This window comes from Halorientalis sp. LT38, assembly GCF_037031225.1.
GTDB classification, from domain to species: Archaea; Halobacteriota; Halobacteria; order Halobacteriales; family Haloarculaceae; genus Halorientalis; species Halorientalis halophila.
Genome location: NZ_JAYEZN010000001.1, coordinates 3,407,918 through 3,421,379, shown reverse-complemented (window position 1 = coordinate 3,421,379; position 13,462 = coordinate 3,407,918). Strand labels below are relative to the sequence as shown.

At 66.6% G+C, this 13,462-nt stretch carries 12 protein-coding genes; 7 read left to right on the top strand and 5 right to left on the bottom strand.

Translation table 11 applies throughout. The features are described 5' to 3' along the window. Positions 1-14 precede the first annotated feature (14 nt). Both purM and U5918_RS17705 read left to right on the top strand, forming a co-directional pair. Complete coding sequence (purM, locus tag U5918_RS17710; protein WP_336003178.1) at positions 15-989, top strand: phosphoribosylformylglycinamidine cyclo-ligase; 975 nt, start codon at positions 15-17, stop codon at positions 987-989. 147 nt (positions 990-1,136) lie between these two features. Continuing rightward, complete coding sequence (locus U5918_RS17705; protein ID WP_336003176.1) at positions 1,137-1,397, top strand: hypothetical protein; 261 nt, start codon at positions 1,137-1,139, stop codon at positions 1,395-1,397. Between the two features lie 36 nt (positions 1,398-1,433). Here the strand turns inward: U5918_RS17705 and U5918_RS17700 are convergent, their stop codons facing one another. Together U5918_RS17700 and U5918_RS17695 are read right to left on the bottom strand one after the other, a co-directional pair. Beyond that, positions 1,434-1,976: a CBS domain-containing protein gene (locus U5918_RS17700; protein ID WP_336003175.1), complete on the bottom strand. Its 543-nt coding sequence runs from the start codon at positions 1,974-1,976 to the stop codon at positions 1,434-1,436. Between the two features lie 43 nt (positions 1,977-2,019). After that, positions 2,020-2,394, bottom strand: coding sequence for a DUF555 domain-containing protein (locus U5918_RS17695; RefSeq protein WP_336003174.1), 375 nt, complete (start codon positions 2,392-2,394; stop codon positions 2,020-2,022). 276 nt (positions 2,395-2,670) lie between these two features. Between U5918_RS17695 and U5918_RS17690 the strand changes: the two genes are divergently transcribed. From U5918_RS17690 to U5918_RS17675, 4 genes are all read left to right on the top strand, one after another. Beyond that, positions 2,671-2,847 carry a hypothetical protein gene (locus U5918_RS17690; RefSeq protein WP_336003172.1) on the top strand — a complete coding sequence of 59 codons (177 nt, stop codon included), beginning with the start codon at positions 2,671-2,673 and terminating at the stop codon, positions 2,845-2,847. Between the two features lie 123 nt (positions 2,848-2,970). After that, positions 2,971-4,623, top strand: a complete 1,653-nt coding sequence (gene ligA, locus U5918_RS17685) for an ATP-dependent DNA ligase LigA (protein ID WP_336003170.1) — start codon at positions 2,971-2,973, stop codon at positions 4,621-4,623. Between the two features lie 88 nt (positions 4,624-4,711). Then, positions 4,712-6,355, top strand: a complete 1,644-nt coding sequence (locus U5918_RS17680; RefSeq protein WP_336003168.1) for a M48 family metalloprotease — start codon at positions 4,712-4,714, stop codon at positions 6,353-6,355. 40 nt (positions 6,356-6,395) lie between these two features. Next, complete coding sequence (locus U5918_RS17675; protein ID WP_336003166.1) at positions 6,396-7,094, top strand: MBL fold metallo-hydrolase; 699 nt, start codon at positions 6,396-6,398, stop codon at positions 7,092-7,094. Positions 7,095-7,103: 9 nt separating this feature from the next. On the opposite strand, the gene U5918_RS17670 is transcribed toward U5918_RS17675, so the two are convergent. From U5918_RS17670 to U5918_RS17660, 3 genes are all read right to left on the bottom strand, one after another. Beyond that, on the bottom strand, positions 7,104-7,703 hold the full coding sequence (locus U5918_RS17670; protein WP_336003164.1) for a DUF5789 family protein: 600 nt from the start codon (positions 7,701-7,703) through the stop codon (positions 7,104-7,106). A gap of 86 nt (positions 7,704-7,789) precedes the next feature. Continuing rightward, positions 7,790-8,899, bottom strand: coding sequence for a DNA topoisomerase IV subunit A (locus U5918_RS17665; protein WP_336003162.1), 1,110 nt, complete (start codon positions 8,897-8,899; stop codon positions 7,790-7,792). A 4-nt stretch (positions 8,900-8,903) separates the two neighbouring features. Next, positions 8,904-11,291 carry a DNA topoisomerase VI subunit B gene (locus tag U5918_RS17660; RefSeq protein ID WP_336003160.1) on the bottom strand — a complete coding sequence of 796 codons (2,388 nt, stop codon included), beginning with the start codon at positions 11,289-11,291 and terminating at the stop codon, positions 8,904-8,906. A 244-nt stretch (positions 11,292-11,535) separates the two neighbouring features. Between U5918_RS17660 and gyrB the strand changes: the two genes are divergently transcribed. After that, positions 11,536-13,461, top strand: coding sequence for a DNA topoisomerase (ATP-hydrolyzing) subunit B (gene gyrB / locus U5918_RS17655; protein WP_336003158.1), 1,926 nt, complete (start codon positions 11,536-11,538; stop codon positions 13,459-13,461). Position 13,462: the final 1 nt, after the last annotated feature.

Genomic DNA, 13,462 nt, shown 5'->3' with positions numbered 1-13,462 from the left:
GCGCGTTCTCGCGTATGACCGAGGACGACGACGGGATGACCTACGCCGAGGCGGGGGTGGACATCGACGCCAGCGAGGCGGCGACGGCCGCCCTGATCGGCGCGACCGAGGGGTTCGAGGGCGACTTCGCCGGCCTGCTCGACATCGGCGACCGCTATCTGGCGCTGGCGGCCGACGGCGTCGGCACGAAACTCCTCGTCGCCGAAGCCATCGACGACTACTCGACCATCGGCATCGACTGCATCGCGATGAACGTCAACGACCTCGTCGCCGCGGGCGTGCGCCCCGTCGCCTTCGTCGACTACCTCGCCGTCGCGGAACCCGACGACGAGACCAGCGAGCAGATCGGCGACGGCCTGGCCGAGGGCGCCGACCGCGCGAACGTCGAACTCGTCGGCGGTGAGACGGCCGTCATGCCCGAAGTCGTCAAGGGCCTCGACATCGCCGGTACCTGCGCCGGCCTCGCCGAGAAGGGCGCGTTGTTCCCCGGCGAAGCCGAAGCCGGCGACGCGCTCGTCGGCTTCCCGTCCAGCGGGATCCACTCGAACGGCCTGACGCTGGCCCGGAAGGCGGCCACCCGCGACCACGAGTACACCGACCCCTTCCCGCCGAACCCCGATCGCTCCATCGCCGAGGAACTGCTGGAGCCGACCCGGATCTACACGGACCTGCTCGACCCGCTCCGGGAACACGACACCCACGCCGCGGCCCACGTCACGGGCGGCGGCTGGACGAACCTCGCGCGGATGGGCGCCTTCCGCTACGAGATCACGGATCCGTTCGAGGCCCAGCCCGTCTTCGCGTTCGTCCAAGAGGAAGGGAACGTCGACGACGAGGAGATGCATCGGACGTTCAACATGGGCACTGGTTTCGTGGCGGCGCTCGACTCCGAGGACGCCGAGGCGCTGGTCGCGGAGACGGACGGGCGGATCATCGGCGAGGTGCAGGAGGGCGAGGAAGCGGTCGCGATCCGCGGGCTGGAGTTTTAGGGCCGCACTCGGACGGTAAGGACGGCTTTTCTGTATTGGGTCGAAGTAGGCCGGTTCGACCGTCGGAGTAAGTGCACCGTGGGGCGATTCGAAGCGCCTATACCTTCGCTTCACCGTGTCCCGACAGAGTACCGAGGCTCCTCGATCATGACTGAAGATCTCTCAGACGACGGTGCAGCCTTCCTCGCGATGGCTCGCGAGTTCCCGCTTCGCACGTGTCTCTTTACGTTTGGCTTACCGGCGTTCGCACTCCTGCAACTGCTCAACGGGCTCTACTACGACGGCGTCCTGCCCTACGTCGCGCTGCTGGCCGCGATGGCCGTGGCACTGTCCGTCGTCCTGACTCGCTATCAGCTCGCGACCTATCGGCGAAAGCAACTCGTGGACGCGATTTCGCGGGACGCCTGAGGCTGGCGCCCCTCCAGCACGGGTCCGTCCGCTCCCTCAAGAGATGTGCGCAGCCACGTCTGCGTCGGTGATGATCCCGACCATCTCAGCGTCTTCGATGACGATGACGGCCTCGTGGTGGTCGAGGTGGGTGTCGACCTCGTCGACCGTGGCGTCTTTCGTGACGGTGGTGATCGACTCGCGCATCACCTCGGCCACCGGGAGTTCCCCGGGGTCGTCCTCGTCGGAGTGGCGGATGTCGCTGTGGGAGACGATGCCAACGGGGTAGTCGTCCCGGATCACGGGCAGTTGCGAGTACCCTTCCTGGTTCATCACTTCGATGGCGGTCATCACGCTGTCGTCGGGCTCGACCCCGTAGACCGGGCTGTGCATCAGGTCCCCCGCCCGGAGGATGCTCCCCTCGGCCTCCTCCAGGGCCTCGACGATCCGGCGCAGCGTCGAGAGCCGCGGGTCGACGTCGCCGCCCTCGATCCGGGCGATCAGTGGCTGGGAGACGTCCGCCCGCTCTGCCAGCTCGCTCTGGGTCAGCTCCAGCTCGTTCCGACGCTCCCGGAGATCCTCAGGGGTCGGTAGCTCCATACGATCCGATTACCGTAGGTAATACAAAAAGGTTCCCCAGTCGTCAGGCGCCGGCGGAGGCGTCGGCCTCCTCCTCGTCTTCGAACTCGATGGTCTCGACGACCGAGAGGGGGACGTCGCGGAGGGCGCCGCCGACTTCGCTCTTGGCGATGCGCTGGGCGTGTTCGGTGCTCTCGGCGTTGAACACCTTCATCTCGAGGACGAGGCCGACGAGCGCGGTCTCGGCGGCGATAAAGGCGGAGTCGAACGGCTCGCCACAGGCGGGACAGCCCGTCGCGCCGACGTCGACCTCGACGTAGTCCATGTCTTGATCGTTGAGTCGCTTGCCCGCTTCGCTGACGGCCACGCCGATCGCGTCGTCGATGCCTTCGACGTCCCGGACCAACCAGGCGGCTTCCATCACTACGAGGTAGTTCATACCGAGTGGTCTGGTTTCCACCCTCTCGTCTCTTTTGATTCGCCCGCGTCGACTGCGCACGTCACTCCAATAATGGCCATAAGTTATGACACCGTCCGGCGTCGATTATCTCCCCGTTACCGTTCGGACCCGGTCGACCCACCATCGAGTCGTCGCTATTCCAACCGAATTCGAACCGGCAGACGGCGGCCGCATTATCCCCGAATATAGACCATTATGTAAAATGCAATTCAATTATCTTTATATACAGCGGTCGATGGAGACTGTTCGAAGACAATGGAAACCCGCTTGCACAGTGGTCTGCTGTTCGCGCTGTACCAGCTGAGTTTGATGGTCGGCATCGCGCTCATGCCGGTCGCGCTCGTGGTCCGTCGCTTTGGCTTCACGCTGCCGATCGACCGCCCGATCGACCGACTCCGCGCGGCCTACGAGCGAACCCGATCGGAGGAGTAACCCACACCGCGATCGCCGCCCGATCGCGCGACCGACCGACTGCATCGATTTTTCCAATTCCGAACCGACGAGCGGCGGTGCGCTCCGGACGATTTAACTCAGCGACGCGGTAACCGGGAGTCGATGGAGTTCGCCGCCTTCGCCGAGCGCGCCGCCGAGATCGAGGCGACCGCGGCCGACCTGGAGATCGTCTCCCTCGTCCGTGACCTGTTCGCGGACGCCGACGACGACCTCGACACCGTCGCCCGGTTCGTCCAGGGACGGGTGTTCCCCGCTCACGAGTCGACGACGCTCGACGTCGGCCCGAACCTCTGTTACGAGGCCATCGCCCGCGCGGCGGGGCACAACGTCGCCGCCGACGACGTCGAGGACCGCGTCGCGGGCGTGGGCGACGTCGGCGACGTGGCCGCGGACTACGACTTCGGCGGCCAGCAGGGCCTCGGCGCGTTCGCCGGCGACGGCCCGGACGGCCTCACGGTCGGCGAGGTCGAATCGGAACTACGGGCCCTCGCCGCGGCGGCGGGGTCGGGCAGTCGGGACCGGAAGCTCGACCTCCTCTTCGGCCTGTTCAATCGCTGTAGTCCACCGGAAGCCAGATACCTAGCGCGGATCGTGCTCTCGGAGATGCGCATCGGCGTCGGCGAGGGCACCGTCCGCGACGCCGTCGCCGAGGCCTTCGACGTGCCGGTCGCGGCCGTCGAGCGCGCCCTCCAGGTGACCAACGACTACGGCCTCGTCGCGACCGTCGCCCGGGACGAGGGGGAGGCGGGCCTCGGCGACCTGAACCTCGAAGTCGGGCGGCCCGTCCAGGCGATGCTCGCCCAGGCCGGTACGGTCGCGGACGCGATCGAGGCCTGGGAGACCGTCGCCGTCGAGACCAAGTACGACGGCGCCCGCGTCCAGGTCCACTACGACGGCGACGAGGTGGCCCTGTTCTCCCGGAACATGGAGGACGTGACCGACCCGCTACCGGAGGTGGTCGACTTCGTCGACGAGCACCTCTCGGTCCCGGCGATCCTCGACGGCGAGGTCGTGGCCGTCGACGACGACGGCGAGCCGCTCCCCTTCCAGGAGGTGTTGCGCCGGTTCCGCCGCAAGCACGACGTCGCGAAGGCACGCGAAGACGTCGAAGTCCGGCTGTGGGCGTTCGACTGCCTGCACGCAGACGGCGAGGACCTGCTGGACGCACCGCTGCGCGATCGCCACGACCGCCTGTCTTCGATCCTGGACGCGCGCGTGGCGACCGTGGCCACTGCCGCTGACCCCGACGGGATCGCCGATATCGAGACCCGGGCCCTGGAGGCGGGCCACGAGGGCATCATGCTGAAAGATCCCGACTCGACGTATTCGCCGGGCCGGCGCGGGAAGGAGTGGCTCAAGCGCAAACCCGACGTGGAGACCCTGGATCTGGTCGTGACCGGCGCCGAGTGGGGCGAGGGCCGACGGGCGGAGTTCCTCGGCACCTTCGAGCTCTCCGTCCGGGCCGGCCCCGACGACTTCGAGACCATCGGGAAGGTCGCGACGGGGATCACGGACGAGGAACTGGCCGAGTTGACGGAGCTGCTGGAACCGCGCATCCGGGTCGAGGACGGGAAAGCGGTCGATCTGGAACCGGGCGTCGTCTTCGAGGTCGGCTACGAGGAGATCCAGACCTCGCCGACCTACTCCTCGGGCTACGCGCTGCGATTCCCCCGCTACCTCGGCGTCCGCGAGGACAAGGACGTGGCGGACGCCGACACGCTGGAGCGTGTCGAGCGGTTGGCCGACGGCAGTTGAGGGGGCTCGACCCGCGACACGCAGCCGTCAGGGAGTCGTCGTGTCACGGGGAATATGTTCTTAACCCGGGCCCGAGAACAGCCAGTCGATGCGTCGAGCGTTCGCGTCGTTGTTCACGCTGGGGCTGTTGGGAACCTTCCTGCTGACGGTCGTGCTGGGGATGATGCTCGCGTTCGGGACCATCGACCTCGGCGTGGCCGTCGCGGTCGTGATCCTGATCAACCTGGCGACGCTGTTTTTCGGCCCCTGGGTCAACGACTTCATCTACGGGTGGCTGTACGATCTCGAGTGGATCGACCCGTCGGCCCTGCGCGACCGGAGTCCTGAGTCGGCTCGGGTGATCGACGAGGTCACCGACGAGTACGGCTACGAACCGCCGCGCGTCGGGATCATCCCCGATCGCAACCCGACGGCGTTCACCTACGGCTCGACCAGATCGCGGAGCCGGATCGTCCTCACGGAGGGCTCGTTCGAGTTCCTCGACGACGACGAACTGTCAAGCGTCGTGGCCCACGAACTCGGCCACGTCACCAGCCGGGACTTCATCATCATGACGGTGGCCAACACCATCGTCCAGTTGCTCTACCTGATCGCGATCCACGCCCAGCGCATCGCGGCCAGCGGTCGGGCCAGCAGCAACAAGAAGGGCAACGTCGCCGGCGTCCTCTGGGCGGTCGCGGTCCTCTCCTACGTCCTCTGGTTCGTCGGCGAGTACGCCGTGCTGTTCCTGTCCCGGGTCCGGGAGTACGCCGCAGACGAGTTCGGGGCCGAGTGGACCGACCCGGACGACCTGGCGATGGGGCTGGTCAAGATCGCCTACGGGATCGTCGTCAGCGAAGACGACCCCGACCTCGAGCAGGCCACGCGCAACATCGGGATCATGAACGTTTCCGAGAGCAAGGACAAAGGCGTCCTCTACTACAACACCCGCGACAGCGAGGACTTCGATCCCCTGATGAAGGCCTTCCTCTTCGACCTGCACAACCCCTGGCCGAAACTGCTCGAACTCAACTCGACGCACCCGCTGACCGGCAAGCGCGTGCGCCGGCTCTCGGCCATGGAGGGAGCGACCCGGTTCGACTTCGACGAACTGGAACGGCGCGTGACCGTCGACAAACGGCGGCTCTACGTCGAGTTCCTCCGTGACGTGGCCGTCCTCGCGCTTCCGGTCGTGTTCGCGGTGGGCTTCCCGCTCGCCTATCTGACGGCCGTCGTCCTCGGCTCGCTGGCGTTCGACCTCGCCGTCCTCGGTGGCGGATGGCTCGTCGCCATCGGCCTCGGGATGGTCGCCAAGACGCTGTACAAGTTCCCGCGGGGCGACCCCGAGGAGACGACCGTGATGGAGTTGCTCTCGGACGTGTACGCCTCGCCGGTCAACGGTCGGCTGGCGCGACTCGACGGCGAACTGATCGGTCGCGGCCAGGCCGGCTACCGCTTCTCCGAGGACCTGATGTTCAAAGACGAGACGGGCATGATGTACCTGAAGTACGAGAGCTGGTTGCCGTTCCTGGGCAACTTCCTGTTCTCGCTCCGTCGGGTCCCCGAGTTGATCGGCGAGCGCGTGACCGTCCAGGGGTGGTTCCTCCGCGGGACGAGCCCGTGGATGGGACTGAAGCGGCTGGAGACCGACGACGAGACCATCAGGGGGTTCATCCATCTCGGGAGCGTCGTCGCCGGCGGCGTGCTGGCACTCGTCGGCGTCGCGGTGCTCGTCCTGTTCGGCCCGTTCTGAGACCGACACCTGTTTTCCCCGACCGGCCGAACCCTGGCACATGACCGTCGAACTCGGCGACTGCCGCGTCGACTGGCTGGGCTACGCCACCGTCCGGATCGAAGGCCCCGACGGGACCGTCGTCTACCTCGATCCCGGCCGGTACGGGGTGCTGGACGACTACGAGGCGGGGGACGCACAGCTCGTCTGCGTCAGCCACGTCCACCACTACGACACCGACGGCATCGAGCGCGTGGCCAGCGACGACGTCACCGTCCTCGTCCACGAAGCCGTCCACCACAGCGAGACCGACCGCGACGTGACGCCGGTCCGTGACCTGCCCTACGAGACTCGCCGGGTCGACGACGAACTCGACGACCTGCTCGGCGAGGTCATCGTCCGGACCACGGCGGCGTACAACCACCCCGACGGCCCGCACACGTACGAAGACGGCACGCCGATCCACCCCGAAGGCACCGGCTGCGGGTTCCACCTCCAGCTGGGAGACACCCGGATCTTCTGGACGGGCGACACCGACGTGCTCGACGGGATGGCCGAACTACCCGTCGACCTGCTGCTGGCCCCGATCGGCGGGACCTACACGATGGACCGGGAGGCTGCGGCCGACCTCGCCGAGGCGATGGATCCCGAACTCGTCCTTCCGATCCACTACGACACGTTCGCGGCAATCGAGACCGACGCCGAGGCGTTCGCTGCCGATCTGGAGGGTCGGGGCGTCCCGGTCGCCCTCGACGAGTGAGTGGCGGCCTCAGACGCCGAGCCACTCGTCGTTCCGGATCTCGTAGCCGTTCTCGCGACAGAACTTCGCCGCCTCGCGGCGGACCCCCCGGGAACCCGGGAGCTTCTCCTTCTCGCGAATCCGCTCGAGGATCCAGTCGCCGATTACCCGGACGCCCTCGTCGTCGTCGTCCGCGTCGATGGCGGCGAGTTCCCGCAGCGTCTTCTGGTAGGCGTCCCACTGGGAGCCGCCGAGTTTCTCGCGCGGGAGCGACTCGCTCGCCTCGACGATCCGCTTCATCGTCGCGGCCACGTTCGGCCGCTCGACCCGCTCGCGCACCGCTGTGGGGGACTCGAACGTCTCCACGTCGCTCTCCGGGAACAGTTCCGCGATCGCGTAGGTCCCGTCGGCCGCATCGAGTTCGCGGTCGCCGAGCGTCGCGACCAGTTCGTCGCCGGTCGCCGGGAACTCGACCGCTTCCAGTTCCGTCTCGAAGTACGCGAGCTCCGACGGATCGACGGGCGGTTCCGGTTCGTCCCGTCGTTCCAGTTCCTCTTTGATAGCGCGGACACGCTGGCGTCGGTTGGCGTCGTCGGCCTGGTCGTCCCGGCCCTGTTTGTCGTCTGCCATGGCACAGACTAGCCCGTCGGTGCGGAAAACGCTGTGCCTGTTCGGCAACCGATCGACAGATAAGAGGTCTGAAACGGCCGTTTCCCTCAGATGACGTCCATCTCGGTCAGCCGCTCCGGGAGGTAGGTGTCGGTCACGAAGTCGAGGCCTCGCGCGGCCAGACTCTGCTGTTCTGCCTTCTTCTCGATGTCGAGTTGCAGTTCGATCTGTTCTTTCCAGTAGTCGGTCTGGAACCGCGGGTCCTCCAGTTCGGATTCGAGGGCGTTCACGTCCGAATCCGAGAGCGGGTCCGTCGGGAGGTCGAACTCCACGATGTCGGCGGGCTGGATGCCGATGTACTGGGCCTCCGGCGTCGCCAGGTACTCCGAGAGGTGGGCGGACTTGATCGACCCGTAGGCGACGGAGCCGTAGATGCGGTACGACCAGGGGTCGCCGTCAGTGAAGACCGTGACCGGGAGGCCGAGTTCGTCGTGGAGGCGCTTGGTCAGCCGCCGGGTCGCCCGCGCCGGCTGGCCCTTCAGGTGGACGACGATGCAGTTGTACTCCTCGTCGAACCCGTTCTCGACGAGTCGATCGCGCATGCCACCGGTCTCCACGCAGAGGACGAAGTCCGCGTCGTTCTCCAAAAAGTCGATGGTGTCGGGGTTGTTCGGGATCTGGTAGCCCCCTTCGCCGACGTCCTCCTGACAGTGGATCTCGCGCTCGCCGCGGCGGGTCTGCTCGCGGATCAGGAGCGGTCCCATCACGGTGGCCCCGGACTCCTCCGGGCGCATGTGGAACTCCTCGCGGCGCACGTCGGAGACGATCTCGAGGTCCTCGATCAGCTGGTTGGACTCGTCCTGGTCGTTGAACTGGGCCTCCTCGTGGTCGAAGGACTCGCTGAGGTAGTACAGTTCACGCAGGGTGGACGAGCGGTCCTGTTCGAGCTGCTGTGAGAGGAAGTCGATGACGTAGGTGGCCTTCAGCAGCTTCTGGGCGCCGCTGACGGTCTTGGCCGTCCGCGTGCTCTCTCTGTCGCCGTACACCCAGACGTCCTTGTCCTCGTCGTACTCGATGTTGGACTTCGTCCGGGTCGGGATCGACATGGTCGGCACCTGCCCGTCGGCGAACTGGTCGTAGAAGTCCGCCGCCAGGTCGATCAGCTGTTCGCGCGCGTCGCCCTCCGTCGCCGTCTCGGTGTCTGTGTCGGTGCTCATGATTTCACCCGTTGATCGTCAGTTTCTCGTCCTCGACGCCCTCGACCTGCAGGTCGAAGCTGGCGTCGCCGTTGACGCTGTACTCGATGCTCGCCTCGTCGCCGGCCGTGACCTCCGGGGCCCACTTGACGAAGTACTCGCCGTCCATCTCGACGACGTTCGCCCCCTCGACCTCGCCGGGGTCCTCGGAGACGATGTCGGTGATCTCGAGGCTCGCGTTGGTCCCGTCGTTGTTCTCGACGACCAGCTGGACCGTGTCGCCCTCGTACCGCCGATCGACGAGGACGTTGTTCATGATCCGGGCCAGCGAGTCGTCGATGTTCAGCTCGCCCTCCTCGGTGACCTCCTCGAGCTTCTCGGCCATCGCGGGGAGGATCGTCGCCAGCTTGTCCTGCTTGCGCCGGCGCTTCTCCATCGACCGGCGCTTCTTGAGGTAGGACTTCAGGTCGCGGGCGGCCTCGCGGATGGCCCGCTCGACCTCGTCTTCGATCTCGGGGACGTTCGCCACCGCGTCCTTCGACTCGCTCGTGAAGGGGACGTTGGTCGAGGCGACGTGGACCATGAGGACCGCCGGCCCGTTCGGGATGCCGCTCCCGCCGGGCTGATCCAGTTTGTAGTTGCGCCAGTTGATCGTCTTCACCACGTCCGTGATCGAACAGGCACCGCGCTGGTAGACCAGCGGGACGCGATTGGCGAAGCGCATCACCTGGGCGCTCGATCCCTCGTCGAGGTCGCCCCCGTAGGCGATGCCTGCCTCGACGATGAACGGGTCGCCGCCGTGGACGGAGGCGTCCCGGGTCGAGGCCGCGTAGAAGTCCGCGTCGAACTCCTTCTTGAGCCCCTCCAGGACCAGGTCGTCGCTGATCGGCGAGAGACAGTCCGTCGGCGGCGCGATGATGTCCGTCTCGCGCATCGCCTCGTGGAGTTCGCTCGCCGTGTCCCGGTCCTCGTCGATGGCCGCGACCTTGGGCGGGTCGTCGGGGACGGTCAGCATCCGACCCCAGAGCGCCTCGACGACGTTCTCTCGCGCCGTGTCGCCGAAGGTCGCCTCGTCGTACTCCTCGGTCGCGTCGGCCGACCGGGCGACGAACTCCTCGATCCGGTCGCGAGTCAACCGATCCCGCGGGTTCTCCTCGTCTTCGAACTTCGCGGCGAGGCGTTCGGCCAGCCCCTGGACGTGGGCGTCGTCCTTCCGGTCGGTCGTCGCGTTCTCGACGAGGGCGTAGATGTCGGCGGTGCGCTCGTCGGTGACGGCGTCCCAGGCGGCGGCGACGGCCTTCTCCCTGACCGTGTCGCCGAAGGTGACGTCGTGGTCGTCCTCGGCGTTGTCAGCGAAGCTGTCGACGACGTCGATCAGGACGTGGTGGGCCACGCGTTCCCGTTCTTCGAGCGCGGCCTCGACCGACTCGGCGAACTCCGCGGTCGCTTCCTTGCCCTTGTTCGCGACGGCCTCGGTGACGGCCGCGGCCACGTCCGCGTCCTCGTGGTCCTTCGGCGGGCTCCAGGTCATCTCGCGGCCGAAGTGCCGGTCGCGGAAGTTGTCGATCACCTTGTCGGCGGTCTTCCCGCCGACGCGGGTGAACTCCCCCTGCAGGAAGCCGGAGACTGAGTAGGAGTCGGTCGCAGAGAGCATCTTCTGGAGGGTCCCCAGTTCGACGCCGTGCGGGTGGGGCCGGATCTCCTCGGTCTCGGCGGGGAGCTGGTCGGTCGCGCGCTCGAACTTGAAGTGCTCCTGGGGCTCGCGGAGTTCGAGGCGGGCGTGGGGGTTGACGACCGCCGTGTGCTTGACGTAGTCGTGGAGCTGGTTGCGGGCGCGCATGTTCGCCTCCATCTCCAGTTCGATCCGCGTCCCGTGGGGGCGGTCCCAGGAGGTGGTGTCCTCGGCCTCGATCTCCGGTTCGTTCGAGTCGGTGTCGATGGTCAGCTCGAAGTACTTCGCGTCGGCGCTGCCCTTGGGCCGGCTCGTGATCTTCGCCGGCTTGCCGCTCGTGAGCTGTGAGTAGAGGACGGCCGCGGAGATCCCGATCCCCTGCTGGCCGCGGTTCTGCTCGCGGGCGTGGAACCGGGAGCCGTAGAGGAGTTTCCCGAAGATCTTGGGGATCTGCTCCTTCGTGATGCCCGGCCCGTTGTCCTCGATGATGAGACGGTAGTAGTCGTCGTTCTCCTGGATCTCGACGTAGACGTCGGGGAGGATGCCGGCCTCCTCGGTCGCGTCGAGCGCGTTGTCGACGGCCTCCTTGACGGCCGTCACCAGCGCCCGGGCGCCCGAGTCGAACCCGAGCATCTGTCGGTTCTTCTCGAAGAACTCGGCGATGGAGATGGATCGCTGGGCCTCCGCCAGCTCCTCTGCGATCCCCTCCCCCTCGGCGATTGTCGACTGGTACGAGGTCATTCTCTGCAACCATCTACCCCCGGAGGGGTTAAATGTTGCACGCCAGCCCGGTGAAAGTGAAATCGGGGCTGGGAACGGTTGTCACGGTCGGGTAGGACGGGCCTGCTCGACCGGTCGGTCAGAGGTGTCCGTGAGCTGTGAGAACCGCAAGACGGCACTGGTGCCGTTTCGAGGAGAGTTCGCACGCGAGCGCACGCGTGCGGGAGTTTTATCAGTGCCGGATTCCTACGTCACGATAGATTTCATGTCTAACGAGTCTGAGTACGGAGCCAGGCAAATTCAGGTTCTCGAAGGGTTGGAGGCCGTGCGAAAGCGGCCGGCGATGTACATCGGGTCGACGGACTCACGTGGACTGCACCACCTCGTCTACGAGGTGGTCGACAACGCGATCGATGAGGCCCTGGCGGGTCACTGCGACACCATCGGCGTCACGATTCACGACGACGGCTCCGTCAGCGTCAGCGACGACGGGCGCGGGATCCCCGTCGACACCCACGACGAACACGATCGGCCGGCCCTGGAGGTCATCATGACCGTCCTCCACGCCGGCGGGAAGTTCGACAACAAGTCCTACCAGGTCTCCGGCGGCCTCCACGGCGTAGGGGTCTCCGTCGTCAACGCGCTCTCGAAGCGCCTCGAAGCCGAGGTCAGACGCGACGGCGCGGTCTGGAAGCAAGAGTTCGACCAGGGCGAACCGGTTGGCGAACTCGAGAAAGTGCGAGAACTGGAGGAAGGAGAGGACACCGGGACCACGATTCGCTTCTGGCCGGACGGCGAGATCTTCGAGACCGACGAGTTCGAATTCTCCACGCTCGAAGCGCGCCTCCGGGAACTGGCCTTTCTCAACTCCGGCGTCGAGATCACGCTCGAGGACGAACGCGACGGCGAGTCGACGACGTTTCGCTACGAGGGCGGCATCCGCGAGTTCGTCGAGTACCTCAACGAGACCAAGGCGCCCCTCCACGAGGACGTCATCTACTTCGACACCGAGGGGGACATCGACGAGGGCGCCGTCCAGGTCGAGGTCGCGATGCAGGCGACCGACGAGCTACAGGGCTCGATCCACGCCTTCGCCAACAACATCAATACACGCGAGGGCGGGACGCACCTGACGGGGTTCAAGACCTCGCTCACACGGGTCGTCAACGACTACGCCAACGACCACGGCCTCCTCGGGGATCTGGACGAGAACCTGAAAGGCGAGGACATCCGCGAGGGGCTGACGGCGGTCATCTCCGTCAAACACCCCGATCCGCAGTTCGAGGGCCAGACGAAGACGAAACTCGGCAACAGCGAGGTCCGCGGGATCGTCGAGAGCGCGGTCCACGAGCAGTTGACGACCGTCTTCGAGGAGCACCCGGACACCGCACAGGCGATCATCCGGAAGGCCGTCGAGGCCGCGAAGGCTCGGAAGGCCGCGAAGAAGGCCGAAGAGCTGACCCGCCGGAAGAACGCGCTGGACTCGACGGCGCTGCCCGGCAAACTGGCCGACTGCCAGACCAAAGACCCCAGCGAGTCGGAGCTGTTCATCGTGGAGGGCGACTCCGCGGGCGGGTCGGCCAAACAGGGACGCAACCCGGAGTTCCAGGCCATCCTCCCGCTGGGTGGGAAGATCCTGAACGTCGAGAAACACCGGCTGGACCGGATCCTCGAGAACGACGAGATCCGGAACATGATCACGGCCATCGGGACGGGCATCGGCGACGAGTTCGACCTCGACGACGCCCGCTACGAGCGGATCATCTTCATGTGCGACGCGGACGTCGACGGCGCGCACATCCGGACGCTCCTGTTGACGCTGTTCTACCGCCACATGCGCCCGCTGGTCGAGGCGGGCTACGTCTACGCGGCGCAACCGCCGCTCTACCGGATCCGGTACCGGGGCGAGACCTACGACGCGATGACCGAGGCCGAACGCGACCGGATCGTGACCGAGAAGTGCGACGGCAATCCGACGCAGGTCCAGCGGTTCAAGGGGCTCGGTGAGATGAACCCCAAACAGCTGTGGGCGACGACCATGGACCCGGAACACCGCCACCTCAAGCAGATCACCATCGAGGACGCCGCCGCGGCGGACAAGATGTTCAACGTCCTGATGGGGGACGCGGTGGAACCGCGCAAGCAGTTCATCAAGGAGCACGCGCCCGAGGCCGAGTGGGTGGACATCTGAC

Bases quoted from the DNA above. Each gene is read 5' to 3' on its own strand.
- U5918_RS17700 (WP_336003175.1), bottom strand. From the start codon at position 1,976: ATGGAGCTACCGACCCCTGAGGATCTCCGGGAGCGTCGGAACGAGCTG.
- U5918_RS17690 (WP_336003172.1), top strand. From the start codon at position 2,671: ATGGAAACCCGCTTGCACAGTGGTCTGCTGTTCGCGCTGTACCAGCTG.
- gyrB (WP_336003158.1), top strand. From the start codon at position 11,536: ATGTCTAACGAGTCTGAGTACGGAGCCAGGCAAATTCAGGTTCTCGAA.
- U5918_RS17665 (WP_336003162.1), bottom strand. From the start codon at position 8,899: ATGAGCACCGACACAGACACCGAGACGGCGACGGAGGGCGACGCGCGC.
- ligA (WP_336003170.1), top strand. From the start codon at position 2,971: ATGGAGTTCGCCGCCTTCGCCGAGCGCGCCGCCGAGATCGAGGCGACC.
- U5918_RS17705 (WP_336003176.1), top strand. From the start codon at position 1,137: ATGACTGAAGATCTCTCAGACGACGGTGCAGCCTTCCTCGCGATGGCT.
- U5918_RS17695 (WP_336003174.1), bottom strand. From the start codon at position 2,394: ATGAACTACCTCGTAGTGATGGAAGCCGCCTGGTTGGTCCGGGACGTC.
- U5918_RS17670 (WP_336003164.1), bottom strand. From the start codon at position 7,703: ATGGCAGACGACAAACAGGGCCGGGACGACCAGGCCGACGACGCCAAC.
- purM (WP_336003178.1), top strand. From the start codon at position 15: ATGACCGAGGACGACGACGGGATGACCTACGCCGAGGCGGGGGTGGAC.
- U5918_RS17660 (WP_336003160.1), bottom strand. From the start codon at position 11,291: ATGACCTCGTACCAGTCGACAATCGCCGAGGGGGAGGGGATCGCAGAG.
- U5918_RS17680 (WP_336003168.1), top strand. From the start codon at position 4,712: ATGCGTCGAGCGTTCGCGTCGTTGTTCACGCTGGGGCTGTTGGGAACC.
- U5918_RS17675 (WP_336003166.1), top strand. From the start codon at position 6,396: ATGACCGTCGAACTCGGCGACTGCCGCGTCGACTGGCTGGGCTACGCC.